The sequence below is a fragment of the Chelatococcus asaccharovorans genome (genome assembly GCF_003201475.1).
GTDB lineage: Bacteria > Pseudomonadota > Alphaproteobacteria > Rhizobiales > Beijerinckiaceae > Chelatococcus > Chelatococcus asaccharovorans.
Genome location: NZ_QJJK01000013.1, coordinates 61,181 through 82,801 on the forward strand (window position 1 = coordinate 61,181; position 21,621 = coordinate 82,801).

The following is a 21,621-nucleotide window of genomic DNA, read 5'->3' on the forward strand; positions in this document are numbered from 1 at the left end:
CATCCGCTCGGACGCCTCGGTCAGGTCTATGGGTCGTCAGGCCGGCTCGGCCGCCATCTCCTTCAAGGTGCTGGAGGGGACCTCGGCCTGCCCCATCCAGTTGAAGCAGATCACGGACGCGATGCCGGAATCGATGAGATGGTTCTCGTCGCCCGGGGTCGAGGCGTAGCTGCGGTCCGCCAGCGGCTCGATCACCGCGTGATCCTCGGTCTCCCGATGAATGATCACGCGGTTCGCCACCTTATCGCGGCCGATCCGCGCCATCCGCATATGCGCCGGCACCTGCCGCGGCAGGTTGACGCTCAACCAATGGCCGTCGCGTGCCCATTCGGCTCGCGATTGCCAGAAGGCCTCGATGCGCTCGGCAAGCCAGCGGTTGCCGGCCACGTCCAGCCTCTGGCCATCGCGCGGGCGGGACAGCGCAATGCCCGGGATTCCGCGCAGGGCCGCTTCGCGCGCCACCGCCATCGTCCCGGAATAGGAGACATCCTCCGCGACATTGCGACCTTCGTTGATACCCGAAAGCACCATGTCGGGGAGCGTCGCATCGCGAAACACCCAGCTCATCGCGCCGATCACGCAATCCGCCGGCGTGCCGGAGCAGACGTAGCGGCCCGGCGCGAGTTTCGTGATATCGAAGCCTTTGCGCAGGGTAATGCCATGCGCAAAGCCGCTGCGATTGCTATCCGGCGCGACGATCCACACGTCGTCGCTCAGAAGCCTCGCCGCGCTCTCGAGCTCGGCCAATCCCAGAGCGTCAATACCGTCGTCGTTCGAAATCAAGATTCGCATGGTCGTCCCTATGAGGCCGCGGCTCGCCGACGGCGACGGAAAATATGCACTTTTCTGTCATAATAAGATAATATGTTCAAATATCATCAGCGACGAATCCCGTCGGGTTGCGCCGCCTGTGGCATTCCCATCACGTTGTTCGATGCGGTAAAGGAATGCCGGCGGAGGGAAAAGCCGGAGTTTCGCACAACGACGAAGCAGAGCGAGCCGGTCGCGTGGCGGATCGGAACGGCTCCCACGACATCAGCCGCAACCGGCATGAACGGAGAAACGATGGCCAGGAACGCGCGCCCCAAGTCCACGAAATTCCAGGCCGACCAGAACGAGCTCAAGCTCAAGGCGGCCTGGCTCTACTTCGTCGAGGGCCACACGCAGGAACAGGTTGCCGAACAGATCGGCATCAGCCGGATCAAGGCCCTGCGCCTGCTGGCGGCAGCGCGGGAAGACGGCACGGTCAACATCTCGATCAATTCCCAGGCGGAATCGATTTTCGCGCTGCAACGCCAGCTCGAGCAGCATCTCAAATTGACCGAGGCGATCGTGGCGCCGGCCAGCGCCCAGAGCGAAATCAGCGTCGCTGCCGTCGTCGGCCACGCGACCGGGCAGTATATCTCGCAGCAGCTCTTCCCCGGCGCCACGATCGGCGTCGGCTGGGGCGCGACCCTCAAGGTCTGCATGCAGGCGCTGACCTGGCGCGAAATCGACGACATGACCGTCGTTTCCCTGCTCGGCGGGCTGACAAACGCCACCGCTGACAATCCATCGGCCGTGTCATGGCGGCTGGCCGACTTCTACAAGACGAAGCTCTATCAGATCGCCGCGCCGGTTTTCGTGCCGAGTTCCGATCTCGCCCGGCAGCTCTGGGACATCGCGGGGCTACGGGAGTTGCGGGAACGGGCGCGGACCATCGACATCGCGCTGATCAGCGTGGGCAGCCTCGACGAGGAAGCGTCGATCTTCCGCCGCGGCATTCTCGACAAGTCCGAATTGAAGAGCCTCGCCGCGGCGGGAGCGGTCGGCGACGTGCTCTGTCATTTCGTCGATGCCGAAGGGCGGCTTGTCGATCACCCCATCAATCGGCGCGTGATGGCGATTGGTCCGCGCGACCTGCACAGTGTCGGCAACGTTGTGATCTCATCCGGCGGAGAACGGAAGGCCCGGGCGATCCGGGCCGGAATCGCGGCCACCAAGGCCTCTGTCCTGATCACCGATACATCAGCGGCGAAAGCGTTGTTGGAGCTCCCGCCGCTGTAGAGCGAACTGATTCTGCGCGGGGAGCACCGGGGTCATTCGGGGTCGGGCCGACAGGCCCGAACCCGGTTCCCGCGCGAACGGAGCTGCCCGACAGCAAGCCCCGCTCTCACACCAGCATCGTCATGGGCTTTTCGATATAGCCCTTGAAGGCCCGCAGCAGCTCGGCGCCCAGCGCGCCATCGACAGCGCGATGATCGGTCGAGAGGGTCACCGACATCACGGTGGCGATGGCGAGCTGGCCCGCCTTGACCACCGGGCGCGGCTCGCCTGCGCCGACCGCAAGGATCGTCGCATGCGGCGGGTTCACGATCGCGGCGAAATCCTTCACCCCGAACATCCCGAGATTCGAGACCGCCGTCGTGCCGCCCTGATATTCCTCGGGCTTCAGCTTCTTCGCCTTGGCGCGGGCGGCGAGGTCCTTCATCGCATTGGAAATCTCAGACAGCGTCTTGCCGCAGGCACCGCGCACGATCGGCGTGATCAGCCCGCCGGGGATTGAGACGGCGACGCCGACATCCGCCTGCTTGTGCTTCAGCATGGCGCCCTCGGTCCAGGACACATTCGCATCCGGAACCGCCTTCAGCGCCAAAGCGAGCGCCTTGATCACCATGTCGTTGACGGAGAGCTTGTAGGCCGGCTGGCCATCTTTCTCGGGCGCGTCCGCGTTCAGCTCCGCGCGCAGTTTCAGGAGCGCATCGAGTTCGCAATCCACCGTGACGTAGAAATGCGGGATGGTCTGCTTGGCCTCCGTCAGGCGGCGCGCGATCGTCATGCGCATGCTGTCATGCGGGATCTCCTCGTAGGAGCCCGCGGCGAACAGCCTCTTGATCTGGTCGTCGGACGCAGGAGCCGCCAGCGGAGTCACCGGAACCGGAGTGGAAATGGCGGGCGCGGCCGCTGTAGCTGGTTGAGCCGCCGTCACAGGCACCTCGGGCTGGACCGCACTCCCCTGCTTCGCCGCGACCACATCCTTCTCGACCACCCGGCCACGCGGCCCCGATCCCTGGATCGACAACAGGTCGAGGCCCGCCTCCCGCGCGAGACGACGCGCCAGCGGCGAGGCGCGGACAGCCGCACCGTCTGGGCTTCCTGTGCAGGATGACGGACCGGCGGCCGGGGAAGCCGCGCAAGCCTGCGCGCCGGCGTCTAGCGCGGACGCCGCAGCCTTGGCCGTTTCGGCGGGCGGCGTGGCCTGCGCAACGGCGGTTGCGGCATCGGCCTCAGCCTCCCCCGCCGCGTAGATCCAGGCGACCGGCGCACCCACCGGGATGTCGACGCCGACCTTGCCGGTGACATTGCGCAGCACGCCGCTTGCCGGCGCCTCGATCTCCATCGCCGCCTTGTCCGTCTCGATCTCGAAGAGCACGTCGCCCTGGGCGACGGTTGCGCCTTCCTCGAAGAACCAGGACGAGATCCGGCCGGTCGCCATATCCATGTCGACCTTGGGAAGAATGACCTCAACCGGCATGGTCAGCGCACTCCGCTCACGAGGTCGCGGGCAGCGGCAACGATATCCGGCACCTGCGGCACGGCAGCCTTCTCGAGTTCGGGATTGTAGGGGATCGGCGTTTCCGACCCGCCCAGACGCACGATCGGCGCGTCGAGATAGTCGAAGGCTTCGCTCTCCGCGATCGTCGCGCTGATTTCCGCGCCGATGCCGAGGGTCTTCACGCCCTCATAGACGCAGAGAAGCCGCGAGGTCTTCTTGACGCTCGCGATGATGGTCTCGCGGTCGAGCGGCCGGATGCTGCGCAGGTCGACGACCTCGATGTCGATGCCCTCGCCGGCCAGCGTCTCCGCCGCCTCCAGCGCCTTGTGCACCATGATCGACGTGGCGACGATGGTGAGGTCCTTGCCGTCGCGCCGGATGGCGGCCTTGCCGATCGGCACGGTGTAATGGCCCTCGGGGACCGGCCCCTTCATCTTGTAGAGGAGCTTGTGCTCGAAGATCATCACCGGGTCGGGATCGGCCACGGCGGCGAGCAGCATGCCCTTCACGTCATGCGGCGTCGATGGCTGGATCACCTTCAGCCCCGGCACATGGCCGAGCCACGCCTCGAGGCTCTGGCTGTGCTGCGCGGCGGCGCCCGTGCCGGAGCCGGCCGGGAAGCGCATGACCAGCGGGACCGAGACGGCCCCGCCGAGCATGTAGCGCATCTTCGCCGCCTGGTTGACGATCTGCTCCATGGCGAGCGTGGCGAAATCCGAGAACTGGAACTCGAAGATTGGCCTGAGACCCGTTACGGCCGCGCCTACGGCGACGCCGGCGCCGCCGAGCTCGGAGATCGGCGTGTCGATCACCCGCTCAGGGCCGAAACGCTCGATCAGATCGCCGGTGACCTGGAAGGCGCCGCCGTAAACGCCGATATCCTCACCCATGAGGATGACGCGCTCATCGGCCTCCAGGGCGATGGCCATCGCTTCCTGGATCGCCTGCGAATAGCTGAGTTCCCTGACCGCGGTGTCCATCAGTTCTGTTCCGTGTAAACGTAGTCGGCAAGATCGGCGACGACGGGGGCCGGGCTTTCCTTGGCGAAGTCGATGCCCGCGGCGATCTCCGCGCGGACCGCCTCGCGGACCGCTTCGAGCTCCTCGGCGGTGGCGATGCCGAAGGCGGACAACTCAGCCTCGTAGCGCTCGATCGGGTCGCGGTTGGCCATCCACTCGTCAATCTCGTCCTTGGTGCGGTAGCGGTTGCGGTCGCTCTTGGAGTGGCCGCGATAGCGATAGGTCTTGCACTCGATCAGGCTCGGGCCCTCGCCGCGGCGCGCGCGCTCGACCGCCTCGTGGGAGGCCTGCGCGACGGCCGAGAGATCGTTGCCGTCGACGATGACGCCGGGCATGGCGTAGGCCGCCGCCCGGTCGGCGATGTTGGGCACCGCGGTCGACCGCTCGGTCGAGGTCGACATGCCGTATTTGTTGTTCTCGCAGACGAAGACGACCGGCAGCTTCCAGACCGCGGCCATGTTGAGGGCCTCGTGGAAGGCGCCCTCGTTGTTGGCGCCGTCGCCGAAGAAGGAGACCACCACCTTGCCCGTGTTGAGGCGCTTGGCGGTCAGTGCGGCGCCGACGGCGATCGGGATGCCGCCGCCGACGATGCCGTTCGCGCCGAGATTACCCGTCGAGACATCGGCGATATGCATGGAGCCGCCGCGCCCGCCGCAATAGCCGGTGGTCTTGCCGAAGAACTCGGCGAACATCCGCTTCACCTCGGCGCCCTTGGCGATGCAGTGGCCGTGGCCGCGATGGGTGGAGGTGATCTGGTCCTCGCGCGTCAGCGGCAGGCAGATGCCGACGGCGCTCGCCTCCTGGCCGATCGAGAGATGCATGGTGCCGTGGATGAGCCCGCGCATGTAGCTCTCCTCGGCCCCCTCCTCGAACTTGCGGATCAGATGCATGCGGCGGAGCGCGCCCAGCAGCTCCTCGCGCGGGTAGTGCCGGTAAAGGAACGGCAGGTTCTTGGTGTCGCGCGTGTCGGCAGCGAGGGACGGAGCGGCCATGATTCAGGCTCCCTTACCGTGGATGAGCGCGTCCTGCCTCGCCCTGAGCGCGGCGATCTTCGAGCCGGGCATCACGGCGGCATTGGCGTAGGTGATGAGGTCGCCCTTGCGGATCGGCGCGGTCACGGTGCCGCCCTGCAAGAGGCCGCAGGGGATACCGCCGGCCTCGCGCGCCTCGACGGCCGTGAGGATCCAGGCGCGGTAGCAGTATTCGCCGATGGCATCGAGCCGATCACCGGGCTTCATGTCCTTCTTGGCGACGGCGCAGACCTCGGCGACCGGCCGGGCGAGCGGCACCATGTCCGGCTTGCCGTAGAGAACCACGCGCGCGCAGGTCAGCGGCACCTCGAGCGAGGTGAGGTGGTACGGCCGATGGAAGGTGAAATAGGGTCCCTTCCCCATCTTCAGGTCTTCCATGCGCTCCGAGATGCGCGGATGCGACATGTCGGCGACCACGAACACGCCCGGCGCCACGCCCTTGCCGATCGAATAGTCGACGACGCCGACCCGCGACAGCACACCGCCGTCCTTCTCAGGGATGAGGGTGGAGGCGAGCTGGTCCAGCGTCGCGGCAGGGCCGTGCATGCCCGGTTTGTCCGGAACAAGGCCCGTCGCGTTGGCGATCGCGGCCATCTCGACCATGGTCTTGGAGCCGTCGACGAACTCGACCAGCATGCGCACGTTCATGTGCCGGCGCGCCGCTTCCTCGGCATAGTCGTCCGGGATGGCGTCGATATTGAGCGGATTGTTCTTGCCCTTGCCGGCCGCCACGATGGGATGGCCCATCGCCGAGACGAACTCGATCAGCTCCATGCAGGAGGACGGCTCGTCGCCGGCCCCGAGCGAATAGGTGACGCCGAGGCGGTCGGCCTCGCTCTTGAGATAGGCGCCGATGGTGACGTCGGCCTCGACATTCATCATGACGAGATGCTTGCCGTGCTCCATGGCCGCCAGGCCGATCTCGGCACCGACGGCGGGCACGCCCGTGGCGTCGATGACGACATCGATGAGGCCGCTGGACAGGACGAGCTCCGCATCGCCGGTCACGGCGATCTTGCCGTCCTCCATCGCCGCATTGAGATCCGACAGGCGTCCCACCTCGCGATGGTGCCCCTCCTCGCGATAGGCGATGTCGACCGCCTTGCGCGCGGCGGAGAGGTTGAGATCGCAGATCGCGCCGATGCTGATGCCGGGCATGTGCGCGACGCGGGTGACGATGTCCGTCCCCATCTCGCCGGAGCCTATGAGACCTATGCGGACGGGACGGCCGGTGTCGGCCCTCGCCAGAAGGTCACGCGCCAGTCCGGTCGGCGCGACATTGATTCCCATCGAAGTCCTCCATGCATGCGTCCCGTCGCGGCGGATCGAAACGGGCCTGCATTGTCGTTTGTCCAAATCCGAATGGTCCCCGGCGGGCGGCGCCCGCTCAGGCGCGCACGATGTCGTCCAGGAAGCTCGTCCCGATCTCCGGCGCGTCCACCCCGAAGACCTCGGCGACGGTTGCCGCGATGTCCGAGAGGCTATCGCGCATGAAGATGCCCTTCGGCACGATGCCCTGCGTCCAGACCAGCAGCGGCGTGAATTCGCGCGTGTGCTTGTCGTGGCCAATGGTGGGATCGTTGCCGTGGTCGCCGGTGATGATCAGGAGATCGCGCGGGCCCATCATCGCCATCATCCGGCCGATGCCTTCGTCTGCGAGCCGCAGGCAGGCGGCGTAGCGCTCCGCGCTCTCGTCATGGCCGGCGAGATCGGTCTCCTGGATGTTGATGGCGATGAGACCCGAGCGGACCCGCGCCAGCGCGGCATAGGTCGCATCGAGCACCGGCTGCGTCAGAACATGCGGTTCCTTGTGGGCGCCCTCGCAGGTGATGACGTCGGCAACCTTGCCGATGAGTTCGACCTCGTAGCCCGCCTTCTTGAGGATCGTCGGGATCTGCACATCGGGCTTCGTACCGCGGGTGAGATGCCGGACGACGTAGTTGCTGGTGTAGAGGCCGAGCGCGACATTGTTGACGCCGCACTGGCCGGTGGGCCGCCGCTCGGTGCAGCGCCGGATGTCGGCTGCCTTGAAGCCGTAGCCACCCATCGCCACCACGCGGCGCACGCGCGCCACTGAACGCAGGATCTCACCGACCTTGACGATCTCCTCATAGGGCATGTCGTCGATGGAGCCGACGCAGTGATAGGTCTGCAGCGGATCGCTTTCGAGATTGTCGCCGCAGATCATCCGGCCGTCGACGAAGAGCGCGGCCAGGCCCTCACCGGCCGGCTCGACGTGATGGCCCGCCCGGCGCAGCGCCGCGGCGACATCGTCACGCACGACCTCGAACAATTCCTCCGGGACATCCGGCACGCGCGAGCCCATGATGACCTGGTGCCCGAGATAGGTATCCGCGCCCTTGTAGCCGAGGTTGAAGATGCCGTGGACAGCGATCGGGGCCGCCTCGACCCGCAGGCCTGATTGCGGCGCGACGGTGCCGAGCCCGAGACGCTCGAGATTGGGCAGCGACAGCCCACCGGCGTCGCGCACCACATGTTTCAACGTGTTCGAGCCGACGTCGTTAGGCCGGACGAGATGGACGTCGGGCAGCGCGCCGATCCCGAGCGCGTCGAGAACGAGGATGATGACCCGGTCGAAGGGAGGCTTTGCGTCGGTCATGGTTGTCCCTACCCGTCAGACAGCGGCTTCGGTGCGCGGCAACAGGTGAATGGTCTGCTCCTTGAAGCCGATGCCGACGCGGTCGCCCTCGCGGATCTTCCACGCGTCCCCGAGCGCCGACCGCACCGAGGTGACCAGGGTGTCGCCGACGCGGATGCCGTATTCGGTGAGATCGCCGAGAAACTCGATGTCCTCGACGATACCCGGCAATCCGCTATCCGGGCCGCCGAGCGTCACGGCCTCCGGTCGCAGCAGCGCCAGCACGTCACGCGGCAGGCCGGTCGCGGGCGACGGGGCGCGAAGCCGCGTGCCGAGCATCTCGATCTCCACCTGACCATTCGCCTCGTCGAGGATGGTCGCGGGAAGTGCGTTCACCTTGCCGACGAACTGCGCGACGAAGAGCGTCGCCGGCCGGGCATAGATCTCTTCCGGAGCGCCGACCTGCTCGATGCGGCCGCTCTTCATCACGGCGATCCGGTCCGACAGGCTCATAGCCTCGTCCTGATCATGGGTGACGAACAGCGCCGTCGTGCCGAGACGGCGCTGCAGACGGCGCAGCTCCGAGCGCACCTGCACGCGCAGCTTAGCGTCGAGATTGGACAAAGGCTCGTCGAAGAGCAGCAGGTCGGGATGCATGACCAGGGCGCGCGCCACGGCGACGCGCTGCTGCTGGCCGCCCGAGAGCTGGCCCGGCATGCGCGGCCCGTAATCCTCGAGGCCGACCGCCGCCAGCGCCGACGCGACCTCGCTGCGGACGGTTGCCTCCGCCACGCGGCGCAGCCGGAGCGAATAGGCGACATTCTCGAACACGCTCATATGCGGGAAGAGCGCATAGTTCTGGAAGACGAGGCCGATCTTGCGATGATGCGCCGGCAACCGGGCGATCGAGAGGGAATCGAGCAGGATCTCGCCGGACTCGAAGTCCTCGAGTCCGGCCAGGGTGCGCAGGACCGTTGTCTTCCCGCAACCGGAGGGGCCGAGCAGGGTCACGAACTCGCCGGGCGCGAGGTCGAGATTGAAGTCGGTGACCACCGGCAGCCGGCGGCCGCCCCCCAGCGCATAGGACTTGTCGAGATGGCGGATGGAGAGCGCCTTGGCGAGCGTCTGACCCTTCGCGGGCGCTGAGCTGGCCGTCGGCACAGGGCTCTCGGCGGGTGCGTGGACGGGGGCCTTGGCGAGTGTCTGTTGCATGGGCTGTCCCTCAGCGGGCTTCGCGCCAGTCACCGCCGAGCAGCCGCGGCACGCCGTGGATCACCGCCAGCACCATCACGACGACGATGACGCTGAGAGCGGCCGCCTCGCCCACGTCGCCGCGATCCATCTGCGAAAGGATGGTCGGCGTGACGAGGGACCAGTGCGGCGACACCACGAAGATGACGGCGCTCAGCGTCGTGACGCTGCGCGTGAACGAAAAGATCATTCCCGCCAGCAGAGCCGGCTGGACGATGGGCAGGAGGATGCGCCACAGCGTCTGGCCCGAGGTCGCCCCCATGGTGGTGGAGGCCTCGTCCAGCGTGCGGTTGATCTGGTTGAGTGCGGCCACCCCCGAGCGGATGCCGTAGGGCAGCGAGCGGACGACGAAGGCGGCGACGATGATCGCGGCTGTGCCCGTCAGGATGAGCGGCGGACCGTTGAAGGCCAGGCCGAAGGCCAGACCGATCACCGTGCCGGGAATGGCGAGCGGCAGGTTCGCCGTGAAGTCGAGCAGGGACTGGCCGCGGGCGCGGGTGCGCGCAACGATCCAGGCAATGAGCAGGCCGAGCATCACCGAGATGAAGGAGGCGACCAGCCCCAGCAGGAGCGTGTCGACGAGCGCGCCGCGGGATTTCGTCAGCGCCGCGACGAGATGCTTGGTGGTGAAGCTGTAGTTGATGCCGAAGAGCTGCGTGAAGGCCCCCGCGAGGATCGTCCCGTATTGCAGGCAGATGACGAGCGTGATGAACCCGACGAAGATCAGGCCTGCAGCGCGCACGCCGCCATGACGCACTTCCCGATGACGGCTCGAGCCCTTGGCGCCAACGGAGGCGAAGGACATCCTTGCGCTCAGCGCCTTGTGCGCGAAGAACATCATGAGCGCAGGAATCAGCAGCAGCACGGCGAGCGCCGCCCCTTTCGGGATGTCGTACATGCCGATGATCGTCTGGTAGATCTGCGAGGACAGCACCGGGAAATCGCCACCGAGCAGCAACGGATTGCCGAGATCGGCAAAGGAATAGCTGAACATCAGGAGCATCGAGCCGGCGAGGCCGGGCACCAGCAATGGCAGACTGACCGTGCGCAGCACCCGCCAGCCGTTCGCCCCCATGGTCGAGGCCGCCTCTTCGAGCGATGCGTCGAGGCCCTTGAACAGGTTCAGCATCATGAGATAGGCGAAGGGGAAATAGGAAATGAGCTGTGCGACCACCAGGCCGGTGAAGCCGTAGAGTCCTGTCGTCTGCAGCCCGAACAGGTCATGGGTGATCAGTCCGCGGCGGCCGTAGAGCATGATAAGCGCCAGCGCCATCAGGATCGGCGGCGAGATCGTCGGAAGCAGCGCGAAGAAGTGCCAGACCCGTTTGCCCGGGATCGCCACCCGGGCGATCACATAGGCATAGAGTGTCGCGAGCACCGTGCCGAGAATGGCGACCGTCGCGCCCAGGATGAGCGTGTTCCAGAACACCTTGCGGTTATAGGGGTCCGCGACGGTCTCTGACAAAAGGGCCAGGGACAGCCGCCCATCCGCGGTGAACGCCCGCATCAAGAGGTCGATCATGGGATAGGCGGTGAAGATCAGGACGAAGGCCGCTGCGACGGGATAGACCCAGTAGAGGGTCCAGTCCCGGCGCTGCGCTCGCTCCGTCATACCCGCAGGCGCAACGGCACTCATCGGCTCACTTTCGTCCGGCGAGGATGTCGTTCTGGAAACGCGCGATGATCGCCTTGCGCGTGTCTGCACTTCCGGCCCAGTTGAAGTCGAAATCGATCAGCTTGGCGTTGACGAAGGGCTTCACGAGATCGCTGACCTTGGCATTCTTGTTGGTCGGCATGTCGAAATACTCCGAGGCCGCCAGCGTTTCCTGCGAGGCAGGTGTCACCGCCCAGTCGAGGAACTCCTTGGCCGCGTCGGGCTCGGGCGCGTCCTTGAGCATGACGGCGCAGAAGAGATCATAACCCGTACCTTCGCGCGGCAGGCTCATCTCCATAGGGAAGCCCTTGTGGATGCTGCCCAGAATATCATGCGCGAACAGGATGCCGAGCCCGACTTCGCCGCGGCCGACGAGCTGGGTCGGACCGATGCCGGAGCGCGTATACTGCGAAACATTGGCGTCGAAGCGCTTGATGTAATCCCAGCCCTTCTCCTCGCCCATGAGCTGCAGGACCGTCGCCAGGAACATGTAGCCCGTGCCTGAGGTGGCGGGGCTGCCGATGCAGATCTGCCCGGCGAACTCGGGCTTGGTGAGATCCTCCCAGCTGGTCGGCGCCTTGAGGCCCTTTTCCTTCAGGAAGGTCTGGTTTGAAGCGAAGCCGATGAAGTCGACGTCGATGCCGGTCCAGTAGCCTTCGGGATCGACGTATTTCGCCGGGATGTCGGCGACGCCCTTCGGCTTGTAGGGCTGCAGCAGCCCCTCGCTCTTCAGCGTCATCATCGAGGGCAGGCCGATGCCGTAGAGCACGCTGGCCTGCGGGCGGGCGCGCTCGGCGCGGATGCGGTTCACCGCCTCGCCGGCCGAGAGGCGCAGGAAGGTGGTGGAAACCCCGGAGCTTTTCTGGAAGGCCTCGACCAGCGCGGCGCAGGTTGGCTCCGGCGGCCCCATGTAGGCCGTGAGCTTCTTCGCCTGCGCCTGCGCGCCAAAGGATGGCAGCAGGGACGCGCCCACAAGGCTGCCTGCGAATTGTCGGCGATTCAGTCTCATCGGCGCTCCTCCATGAACATTTTTATCCTAAATGGAATAATTGTTCATATACTACCTTGTCAAGCGATTCATAGGGCGGCACGCGCGGCGCCCCCCGGCGCGACGTGGATCGTCCGGACCCGCGCGAGCGAGCAACTGGCTTCTGAAGGGAATCCGCGTGGGATGATGCGAGCGCGATCCGCCCCCACCCACGCATGCTGTCATGCCGCGTGGCGACGAGCGGGAGGTGGAGCGGCGCGAACCACGACCGCGTGCGACCGCGCTTGAGCCACGCTCTCGCCTGTGCTGATTGCGCTCAGGCGCGCGCGGCGGCTCGCAGATCCAGCCCCGGAACCGGCACCTCCGCTTTCAGGATGGAGCCCGTCTCGGATTCGGTGATGAAGAGCGTGCGCCGGTCAGGCCCGCCATAGGCGAGATTGGTGGTGAGCCGCCCGCGGCAGGAATTGATCCGATAGGTCGGGATGCCGAGACCATCGAACATCCAGACGATGCCCATGCGGTTATGGCAGACGGCGAGCCCCCCTTCCACATCCACCGCGAGGCCGTCCGGGCCGCTGAACCCGCCGGAAAAGGACTGGTAGACACCGACCTTGTGCGTCGAGCCATCGGCGAGCAGCGGGCAGCGCCAGACCTGCTGGGCGAAGGTGACCGCGACGAATAATTGGTCTTCTGCCGGATTGAGCGCGATGCCGTTGGGGCTCGGCACATTGTCGAGCAGGCAATCGAGCCGCCCGTCGCGTCGCCGGCGAAAGACGCGCCCCGTCGGATCCTGCAGGCCCGTATTGCCCTGGTCGGTGAAGTAGAGGTCGCCGTTGCGGGCAAAGACGAGATCGTTCGGCCCCTTGAAGCCCGGCTCCAGCCGGTCCCGCCCGAGGAAGGTGCTGACGCGGCCGCTGGCGGGGTCGAGATGCATGATGCCGTGCATGCGGTCGGCGATATAGATGTCACCGTCGCGATGCACCTTGAGGCCATTGGGTGCGCCGTCGTATTCCGCCGCGATGACGACCTCACCCGCGGGATTGACGCGCAGGATGCGGCCGAAGGGCGTGTCCACCACATAGAGATTGCCGTCAGCGTCGAAACTCGGACCCTCCAGAAAGGAATGCGTCTCACCGAGCCCGGAAGCTGTGAGCCACGGCGCGCTGCGCGGCTTCAGGCCGAGTTGGGCGACGACATCGACGAAGAGCGTGGTCGCGATCGGCGACGGCGGCGGATAGAGGCTCATGACGTCATCCCTTGACGCTGCCGGCGGCCAGGCCCGTGGCCATGTAGCGGCGCGCCAGGAAATAGAGGATTGCCGGCGGCAATGAATAGAGTACGCCCGAGACCATCAGGAGCGGCCAGGGCGCGGAATCATCGCTCAGGAACTGCCCGAGCATCACCGGCAAGGTGATGCGATCCTCGTCCGACAGGAGGAGGAAGGCATAGAGATATTCGTTCCAGGACAGCATCACCGCGAAGGCGCCGACCGCGACGATGGTCGGCACCATCAAGGGAAGGTAGACGAGGCGGAAGATCTGCCAGGGGCTGGCGCCGTCGATTTCCGCCGCCTCGTCGAGTTCACGCGGCACGCTGCCGGCGTTCTGCTGCAACACCCATATCGCATAGGGCGTGGCGAAGGTGGCGATGGTGATGATCAGCGCCCAGCGGCTGCCGAGCAGGCCGTAGGACCCCATCACCTGATAGAAGGGAATGGCGAGGAACGTCGCCGGCACGAGATAGGTGATGAGGGCCATATGCGATGCGAAGCCGGCAAAGCGCGGCCTGAGCCGGGTGATCGCGAAACTCGCGGTCAGGCTCAGGGCAAAGACGAAGACGCAGCTCGTGAAGGCGACGAGCACGCTGTTGCCGAGCTGCAGCCAGAAGCGCGACAGGTAGTAATTGTCCTGGGTCAGCACGATCCTATAGTTGTCGAGCGTCGGCGCATCGGGCCAGAGCTTGCCCGCAAAACCCTCCCCCACCGGCGTCAGTGACAGGATCACCATGTGGTAGAGCGGCAAGAGCGTCCACAGCAGGATGAGCGCGCCGAGGACGATCAGTCCGGCCTGCCGGAGGAGCGGCTTGAAGGCGATCTCATGCATGGGCGATCTCATTTAAGGGTGATCTCATGCATCGGCGTTCCTGCGCAGGCGGCGTGTGAGCACGATCACCAGCGGCACGAGGATCGGCAGGGCCGACATCAGGGTGACGATGCCCGCCTGGAAATCCGCATGGCGGAAGGCGTAGCGGATGCCCATGGTGGCGAGCGTATTGGTGCGCTCCATGGGCCCACCGCCGGTGAGCAGATAGATGCTGTTGAAATCGCCCAGCGACCAGATCGTCGTCAGCATCGTGCTGGTCAGGAAGACATTGGCGATGGCCGGAAAGGTGACGTAGCGAAACTGCTGGACGCTTCCCGCGCCGTCGATACGCGCGGATTCATACAGGTCTTTCGGGATACCGAGCCGCGCCGCTACCAGGATCATGGTCCAGAACGGCAGATACTTCCAGATATGCACCGCGATGATCGACGCCATCCCGTAGCTCGGGTTGGTCAGCCAGGCGGGACCATCGACACCGAAGACCTGAAACAAGATGTTGTTGATCATCCCCCATTCCGAATTCAGCATCCAGCGAATGGACAGGATCGAGGGGATATGCGGCACCGCCCAGGGCAGAATGAACAGCGCGGCGATGACCCGGATGGCGCGCCCCGGCAGCACGAAGAAGCTCGATAGCCCGAGCGCCAGCAGCATCTTCAGCATCACGCCGATGGCGATGAAGAGAAACGTGTTCCAGAGCGTGCGCGCATAGATCGGATCGGCGAATACGCGGGCGTAGGCTGAACGATCGGTCGCAAGAAAGAGCGCGTAGAGAATGGGATAGCTGACGAAAGCCACGAACATCGCCGCGAACGGCATCAGAAAGAAGAGCGCCCATTTCTCCTTGAAACTGAGAAGCGGTCGCCCGCTTCCCAGCCACTGACGCGATGAATTGGCTTGCGGCAAGGCCGCGCCGCTCGCAATCATCCCTCAGCTCCCGAGCAGGACCTTCATGCGCGCGCTGAGTTCATCAACCGCCTTGTCGGTCGTCCAACCGTCGATGACGATGCGGCCGATCGCCTTCTGCCACAGTTGCTCCTGCATGACCTTGGCATAGAGGCGGTTGTAGGCCTGCGGATAGGGGACGTTCTGCGCCTGGGTGAACTGGCGCACCATGGCGGCGCGATGCGGATCGTCCGTTTGCATGTAGAACGGGTCCTCGATCAGCTTCGGCATCACCGGCATCCAGCGCCCGCCGGTCGCCTTGAGCATGGGGCCGATGTTCTCCGGCTGCAGCAGCAGCTTGAGGAAGGACTTCGCATTGTCGATATGCGGCGAATCCCGGAACACCAGCACCTGCTTGACCGAGATCATCGCCGGGGTCGGCTTGCCGTCCGGACCGTCGGGCCACGGCACGGTGCGGATGTCGTTGCGATAGACGTCCGGGCTCTTGGCCTGCAGCGACAGAGGAATCGACAAGGTCGGGTTCATCACGACGACGTTCTTCTTGTTCAGGAAGGACACGTTGTCGTCGACGCCGTTCCAGTTCACCGCGTCGGGCGGCGAACATTTGGCGAGGATGGGCTTCGCGTAGCTGTCGAGCGCCGCGATGACCCGCTTGCGCACCTCCGGGTCGGTGATCTGCAACTGGCCGTCAGGATTGACCACCTGCGCGCCGAAGGCGTTCAGGGCGAGGTGAATATTGAAGAACGGGTCGTTGGAACTCGTGGAGGATCCCTGTCCGATGCCATAGATGCGGTCGCCCTTGGCCCTGAGCGCCGGCTGGACTTTCTCGCACCAGAAATCGAAGAACGGCTGCCACTGCTTGGGCACGTCAGCTTCAGTATATCCGGCCTTCTCAAGAAGGTCCTTCCAGTAATGCACATGCGGCGTCATCTGCACCCACGGCACTGCATAGTAAGCGCGCTTGTTGGTCTTGCCGTTCAGGAGATAGGCCGATTGCAGGGGCCCCTTCTGAAACTGATCGGCGATCGGCACCAGCACGTCGCTCATGTCAGCCAGAAGGCCCTCATAGGCCCAGGTCGGCGTATAGGCGAGGTCATAGCCGAAATCGAAGGTCAAATCCGGCGGGCTGCCGGCCTTGAGCGCCGTCACCACCTTGGATTCCGTATCGCCGGTTGTATAGAAGCTGACCTCGGCGGTCTTGCCGGTCTGTTTTTCCCACAAGGCAACGACGCTTTTCAGCGCCTCGTCCTCCTGTGGATTTGTGCCTTTCGTCCACCAGATGGTCAGATCGGCCGCAGCGACGGCGCTCGTCGTCGCGACGATCGCGGCGATCGCCAGCAAAGCCCTGAATCGACGCATGTCCCTGATCCCCTCGTGCTGATTATGGGCGCGACGAGACTCCACGAGCGGCCTCGCCATGGCCTGCCATTCTCACGGGCAGCCTCGTCATGCTAGGATGACTTGTCTATTTGTCAAACATAAATGCCGCCCCATGGAATCGCTTTCTGCGCCTTTCCCAAGAGGCTTCACATGAGAAAACGCCGCCTCCCCTATCAGACAAGTCAACAACTCGAATGATCCGGATCGGCCTGGGCGGCAACCACCTGACGACGAGCCGGCCCCGCCTGACGAGGCGACGCGGGTGCATCAGCCATCAGGATGTGTAGAACTAGCTCCATGGGAGGATCACCATGGACGCAGCCGTTCTGATTGTAGGAGCAGGCCCGGTCGGGCTCACATTGGCCGCCGAGCTGGCGCGTCATGGGGTCGGCGCGCGCATCATCGACAAGCAGTCGGCGCCTTCGACATTCTGCCGCGCGATCGGCGTCACGCCGCGCTCGCTCGAAATGTTCGAGGACATGGGCGTGGCGCGCGAAATGGTCGACGCCGGGCTATGGCTCGATGGCGTCAGGATGGTCTTGCCGGGGCAGCCGGCCCGTGACATGACGCGCGACCTCTCCGACCTCCCCTATGGGGCACTCGGCGTGCCGCAATATGAGACCGAACGGGTGCTGACGGACCATTTGGCCCGGTTCGGGATCGTGCCCGAACGCGGGGTCGCGCTCGCGGGGCTGGCGCAGGTCGACAACGCCGTGCAGGTGGAACTTGACGGCCCGCACGGCAGAGAAGCAGCCTCCTTCCGCTTCGTCGTCGGATGCGATGGGGCGCATAGCGCCGTCCGCAAGGCGCTCGACATCCCCTTCGAGGGTGAGGCCTGGCCCTTCGAGTTCATGCTGGGCGACGTGTCGATCGCCTGGGATGTGCCGCGCGGGATGGCCGTCTTCGCGGTGCACCCGGTGGACGATGCGCCGCCGGACCTCTTCGTCGCCGTGCCCTTGCCGGAACGCGGGCGGTACCGCGTTTCTGCCATGGCGCCGGCGCATTTGACGGCATCTGCTGACGTCGGGACCGACCATGGCATCCAGGCCGACCGGGCCGGAGCGAGCCTCGCGGACCTGCAGGAGGTGGCCGATCGGCTGCTGCCGGAGCGCGTGGTGCTCGATGATCTGCGCTGGTCCTCGCTCTTCCGCATTTCCATGCGGCTGGCCGCGCACTACGGGCAAGGCAACGTCTTCATTGCCGGCGATGCCTGCCATATCCACCCGCCGACGGGTGGCCAGGGCATGAATACCGGCGTGCAGGACGCCTACAACCTTGCGTGGAAGCTGGCCCTCGTGGTGAAGGGCGACGCGGACCCGCGCCTGCTCGACAGCTATGAGAGCGAGCGGCGGCCTGTGGCGGCGGAGGTCATCGCACGCACCACCGAGGAGAGCCTGAATTTCGGCAAGCGCGGCACCGGCGACCGCCTCGCCGATACCCAGCTCCTGGTGAGCTATCGCGGCGGACCGTTGTCACCCGCCACCGTCACCGCTGACAGTCTGTCGCCGGGCGACCGGATGCCCGATATTCAGGGGCTACGGCGCAAGGGGCTGGGCTTTCCCTTCCGCCTGTTCGACGTCTTGAAAGGGACGGGCTTCGTCCTGCTCTTGCCCGCGGGCGAGAGGCTGGCTGCCGCCGAGACCCTGGCGGCCGACCTTCATCGGCGCTGGCCGGGCCAGGTGCGCGTCGCCGCGGTGACGTCAGCGGGCGCGATGCAGGAGGAACCGCCGCGCGTCGAAGTGCTGATCGACGCCGCCGGCGCGTTCGCGGGGACGTTCGGCGACGCCCAGGCATGGCTCGTGCGGCCGGACAATTACCTGGGCTGGTGCGGTCCCGTCGAAACCATATCGGCGGCCCTGCCCCGCTATCTCGAGGATGTCATCACCTTGAAGCCGGCCGGGTCGCCGCCGTAAGGCACCACGGACGTGCTCGAGGCGCAAACGCCTATTCGGCGAAGCCGAGGTCAAGCATCGCCGCCGCCTGCCAAGGGCAGGTCCGATCCGATGCGAATGACACGCGACGCCACGCGCTCGGCGAGTGCGATTTCATGGGTCACGATCAGCAAGGCGAGGCCCCGGTTGCGAACGGCGTCGATGAGGATTGCGACGACGTCCTGCTGACTGACCGGATCGAGTCGCGACGTCGCCTCGTCGGCGAACAGAAACACGGGGTCGAGCAGGAGCGCGCGCAGGATGGCAAAGCGCTGAAGCTCGCCACCCGACACTTCGCCGGGGCGGCGGTCGAGGAGCACCGGCGCCAAGGCCAGGCGCTCCATGGCTTCTTCCGCTTGCCGCCACGGCAAGCGATGCAGCTTGAGCAGATGCTCCAGTCCGCGGCGCAAGGTCTGGTGGGGTGCGAAGGCCGCCGGCGGATCCTGATAGAGTTTCTGGAAGCGCTGCGGCGCCACGCCCCGGCTTCGCTCGACACCCCCCGCATCCGGTGCGGCGAGACCGAGCAGGAGATTGCCGATCGTCGTCTTGCCGCATCCGCTCGGCCCCGTGATGGCGATGACCTCGCCGCGTCGGACACTGATGTCGAGGCCGGAGAAGAGTTCCCTGCCGCCGAAGCTCTTTGCAAGCTTGTGCCCCTGGACCACTACATCGGTGGGCGCCGGCAAGGAGGGCGCCCGCCAATGGCTCGGATCCGCCGCAATCAGGGCGCGCGCGTAGTCATGGCGCGGGCGCTCGAGCACCTCCGCCGCGGGCCCGAATTCGACCAGCCTGCCATCCAGCATGACGCCGATCATGCCGCCCAGGGCCTTGGCGACGGCGATATCATGCGTGATCGTTAGAAGCAGTCGCCCCTGCTCGACCTCCCGTCGCAGACGGGCCACGACACCGTCGCGCAGGACCGCGTCCAGCCCTTTGGTCGGCTCGTCGGCAATCAGCAGCCCGGCGCCGGCCGCATGCGCGATGGCAATCGCCGCACGCTGGCACATCCCGCCCGAAAGCGCGAACGGATAAGCGTCCGCCCGATCCGCAAGGCCGACCTCGGCCAGGTCCGAGAGGCCCCGTCTACGGGCTTCCGCTGGTCTGGCGCCGTGAAGATGCCGGTGGACTTCCATGACCTGAGCGCCGATCCGCATCGTCGGGTCGAGGGCGAGCCACGGCTCCTGGGGAAGGAGCGCGATGGTACGGCCCCAGCGCGTATCCGGCCGATCGTCTGCGGCGAACAGATCGGCTCCGTCGAGATGGATGGCACCGCTCGCGGTGAGCCCCGGCGGCAGGCTCCCCATGATGGCATGGGCGACCAGCGATTTTCCCGAGCCGCTGGCGCCAAGCAGCGTCATCGGCCGTCCCTGTGACAGGGTGAACGAGACGTCGTCAACGATGGTCGTGGTTCCGGCAGCAACACTGAGGCCGGAAACGACGAGACCTCGCGCGCCCAAGGGAGCGTTCATCGCACCTCACCCCGAGCCGTCAGTTGCAGGCCGAGCACCAGCAGGACGATCAACAAGGCCGGCATCAGGACGTGAAACGGAGCTTCGTCATAGTAAGGCAGAAGCTCGACGATCATGGCGCCGAGTTCCGGAGTGGGCGGCTGCAGGCCCACGCTGATTGCGCTCAGCGTGGAGATCGCAATGATTGCGGTTGCCATCCCGAAGGCCGTGAGCGTCATGAGGATCGGGCGGATTTCGGGCAGCACGTAGCACCGCAGGATATAGCCACTGCCGAATCCGAGCAGGCGAGCAGCCTCGATATGCGGCTGCTTCAGCACGGTCGCGGCAGTCGCCCGCGTCATGCGGTAGAACTCGATCCACAAGGTCAGGGCAAGGCCGAGATAGAGGGGCCCGAAGGTGCCGGGCGCGAAGGCGAGCAGGATGAGCACCAGCAGCAGCCCGGGCAAAGCCAAGAGGACGGTGGCGACAAAGTCCAGCACGCGCTCCAGGACGCCTCCCCGCCACGCGGCCAGAAGGCCGAAAAGGACGCCGGGAACGGCGGCGGTGACCACGGTGAGAAGCGCCATGCCAAAGGAAAGACGCGCGCCATGGGCAAGGCGGACGAGCATGCTGCGACCGTAGTGGTCGGCCCCCAGGAGATAGTCGCGTCCCGGCTGCGCGAGGCTCGCGGCGAAATTCTGCGCCGCCGGGTCGTGGCCGAGAAGGACCGGGCCGAGGAGGGAAAACAGCGCAAGCAAGGCCAACAGGCCAAGGCCGAAGGCGCGCGACGGCGTGAGCCAGTGCTGGCGAGCGACGGGAATGAGAGTGACGTCGGAGAGGGTCATGCGCGCTTCGGTCGTGGATCGAGCCAGTGGCAGATCAGGTCGACGGCGGCGGTGATCACCACGAACAGGAGGCCCATCACGAGCGCCGTTCCCTGCACCATGGGCACATCGCGGGCAATGACGGCATGGACCAGGGCGTGCCCGATCCCGGGAATGCCGAACAGGGTCTCGACCACGACGACACCTTCGATCAGGTAGATGGCCTGCAGCCCGAGATAGGCGATGACCGGAATGGCTGCGTTGCGCAGAACATGCCGCCTGACCACCACGGCCGGGGGCAGGCCTTTCAGGCGCGCGAAGGTAAAATACGGCGCGCGCATGACGCCGGCCACCGAATCCCGCGTCACCCGGCTCGAGATCGCCGCGAGGCCAAGCGCCAGCGTCAGCGCCGGCAGCGCCAGATCCCGCCAGGTGCCGTAGCCGGCCGGCGGAAACCATCCGAGATTCATAGCGAACAGGAGGATGAGCAGCAGGCCGAGCACAAAGGGAGGCAACGAGCGCAGGATCACCGCACCGCCGAGCGAGACACGGTCGGCAAAGCCGCCGGAACGAAGTCCCGCCGCAAGTCCCACCGCGGGGCCGATCAGAATCGTGAGGACCAGCGCTGAACCCGCGAGCCAGAGCGTCGCACCGAGCTGGATGCGCAGCTCCTTCGTGATCGGCAAGCCGGTGACCACCGAATGGCCGAGGTCGAGGCGTAGGAGCTGGCCAAGCGAGCCGCCGAGCTGCACCAGCAGCGGGCGGTCGAGGCCAAGCTCGCGCCGGACGTTTTCGGCCGCTTCGGTAATATTGGCATCCGGTCCATAGCGGCCGGCGGCAATCCGCATCGCCGCGTCACCCGGCAAGGCCCTGACCAGCACGAAACAGAGGACACCGACGACGAGAATGACCAGACCGGCTTGCAACACACGGGGAAGAAGAAGCCGTCCCAT

Annotated in this window: 18 protein-coding genes; 2 read left to right on the forward strand and 16 right to left on the reverse strand. The window is 65.9% G+C overall.

The features are described 5' to 3' along the window. Positions 1–36: 36 nt before the first annotated feature. Positions 37–792: a 5'/3'-nucleotidase SurE gene (locus C7450_RS26730; RefSeq protein WP_110377542.1), complete on the reverse strand. Its 756-nt coding sequence runs from the start codon at positions 790–792 to the stop codon at positions 37–39. A gap of 273 nt (positions 793–1,065) precedes the next feature. On the opposite strand from C7450_RS26730, the gene C7450_RS26735 reads away from it, so the two are divergent. After that, entirely contained in the window at positions 1,066–2,046 is a 981-nt protein-coding gene (locus C7450_RS26735) for a sugar-binding transcriptional regulator (RefSeq protein WP_110377654.1), read from the forward strand. 106 nt (positions 2,047–2,152) lie between these two features. Here the strand turns inward: C7450_RS26735 and C7450_RS26740 are convergent, their stop codons facing one another. The 12 genes from C7450_RS26740 to C7450_RS26795 all read right to left on the reverse strand — a co-directional run bounded on the left by C7450_RS26740 (position 2,153) and on the right by C7450_RS26795 (position 16,444). Further along, positions 2,153–3,514: a pyruvate dehydrogenase complex dihydrolipoamide acetyltransferase gene (locus C7450_RS26740; protein ID WP_110377543.1), complete on the reverse strand. Its 1,362-nt coding sequence runs from the start codon at positions 3,512–3,514 to the stop codon at positions 2,153–2,155. A gap of 2 nt (positions 3,515–3,516) precedes the next feature. Beyond that, the gene (locus C7450_RS26745) at positions 3,517–4,515 is read right to left on the reverse strand and encodes an alpha-ketoacid dehydrogenase subunit beta (RefSeq protein ID WP_110377544.1); all 999 of its coding nucleotides are present in this window, start codon (positions 4,513–4,515) and stop codon (positions 3,517–3,519) included. Beyond that, entirely contained in the window at positions 4,515–5,546 is a 1,032-nt protein-coding gene (locus C7450_RS26750; RefSeq protein ID WP_110377545.1) for a thiamine pyrophosphate-dependent dehydrogenase E1 component subunit alpha, read from the reverse strand. The genes C7450_RS26745 and C7450_RS26750 overlap by 1 nt, the downstream gene beginning before the upstream one ends. Before the next feature lie 3 nt (positions 5,547–5,549). Then, a complete protein-coding gene (locus tag C7450_RS26755) occupies positions 5,550–6,875 on the reverse strand; it encodes an NAD(P)H-dependent oxidoreductase (protein WP_110377546.1) in 1,326 nt (441 codons plus the stop codon). A 97-nt stretch (positions 6,876–6,972) separates the two neighbouring features. After that, complete coding sequence (locus C7450_RS26760; RefSeq protein WP_110377547.1) at positions 6,973–8,205, reverse strand: phosphopentomutase; 1,233 nt, start codon at positions 8,203–8,205, stop codon at positions 6,973–6,975. A 15-nt stretch (positions 8,206–8,220) separates the two neighbouring features. Next, entirely contained in the window at positions 8,221–9,396 is a 1,176-nt protein-coding gene (locus C7450_RS26765; RefSeq protein WP_110377548.1) for an ABC transporter ATP-binding protein, read from the reverse strand. A 10-nt stretch (positions 9,397–9,406) separates the two neighbouring features. Further along, complete coding sequence (locus C7450_RS26770) at positions 9,407–11,071, reverse strand: ABC transporter permease (RefSeq protein WP_110377549.1); 1,665 nt, start codon at positions 11,069–11,071, stop codon at positions 9,407–9,409. A 4-nt stretch (positions 11,072–11,075) separates the two neighbouring features. Continuing rightward, positions 11,076–12,098 (reverse strand): ABC transporter substrate-binding protein, encoded by a 1,023-nt coding sequence (locus C7450_RS26775; protein WP_110377550.1) that lies wholly within the window; start codon positions 12,096–12,098, stop codon positions 11,076–11,078. Positions 12,099–12,393: 295 nt separating this feature from the next. Further along, positions 12,394–13,323, reverse strand: coding sequence for an SMP-30/gluconolactonase/LRE family protein (locus C7450_RS26780; protein WP_110377551.1), 930 nt, complete (start codon positions 13,321–13,323; stop codon positions 12,394–12,396). A 4-nt stretch (positions 13,324–13,327) separates the two neighbouring features. Next, entirely contained in the window at positions 13,328–14,179 is an 852-nt protein-coding gene (locus C7450_RS26785; RefSeq protein ID WP_110377552.1) for a carbohydrate ABC transporter permease, read from the reverse strand. Between the two features lie 24 nt (positions 14,180–14,203). Next, on the reverse strand, positions 14,204–15,106 hold the full coding sequence (locus C7450_RS26790) for a carbohydrate ABC transporter permease (protein WP_110377553.1): 903 nt from the start codon (positions 15,104–15,106) through the stop codon (positions 14,204–14,206). Between the two features lie 3 nt (positions 15,107–15,109). Beyond that, the gene (locus tag C7450_RS26795) at positions 15,110–16,444 is read right to left on the reverse strand and encodes an ABC transporter substrate-binding protein (protein ID WP_170147458.1); all 1,335 of its coding nucleotides are present in this window, start codon (positions 16,442–16,444) and stop codon (positions 15,110–15,112) included. A gap of 332 nt (positions 16,445–16,776) precedes the next feature. Between C7450_RS26795 and C7450_RS26800 the strand changes: the two genes are divergently transcribed. Continuing rightward, positions 16,777–18,378 (forward strand): FAD-dependent monooxygenase, encoded by a 1,602-nt coding sequence (locus C7450_RS26800; RefSeq protein WP_110377555.1) that lies wholly within the window; start codon positions 16,777–16,779, stop codon positions 18,376–18,378. Between the two features lie 50 nt (positions 18,379–18,428). Here C7450_RS26800 and C7450_RS26805 read toward each other — a convergent pair whose 3' ends face one another. The 3 genes from C7450_RS26805 to C7450_RS26815 are packed head-to-tail and all read right to left on the reverse strand — an operon-like array spanning position 18,429 to position 21,621. Continuing rightward, positions 18,429–19,865, reverse strand: a complete 1,437-nt coding sequence (locus C7450_RS26805; protein ID WP_110377556.1) for an ABC transporter ATP-binding protein — start codon at positions 19,863–19,865, stop codon at positions 18,429–18,431. Next, the gene (locus tag C7450_RS26810) at positions 19,862–20,689 is read right to left on the reverse strand and encodes an ABC transporter permease (RefSeq protein WP_110377557.1); all 828 of its coding nucleotides are present in this window, start codon (positions 20,687–20,689) and stop codon (positions 19,862–19,864) included. The genes C7450_RS26805 and C7450_RS26810 overlap by 4 nt, the downstream gene beginning before the upstream one ends. Next, positions 20,686–21,621 (reverse strand): ABC transporter permease, encoded by a 936-nt coding sequence (locus C7450_RS26815; protein WP_110377558.1) that lies wholly within the window; start codon positions 21,619–21,621, stop codon positions 20,686–20,688. The genes C7450_RS26810 and C7450_RS26815 overlap by 4 nt, the downstream gene beginning before the upstream one ends.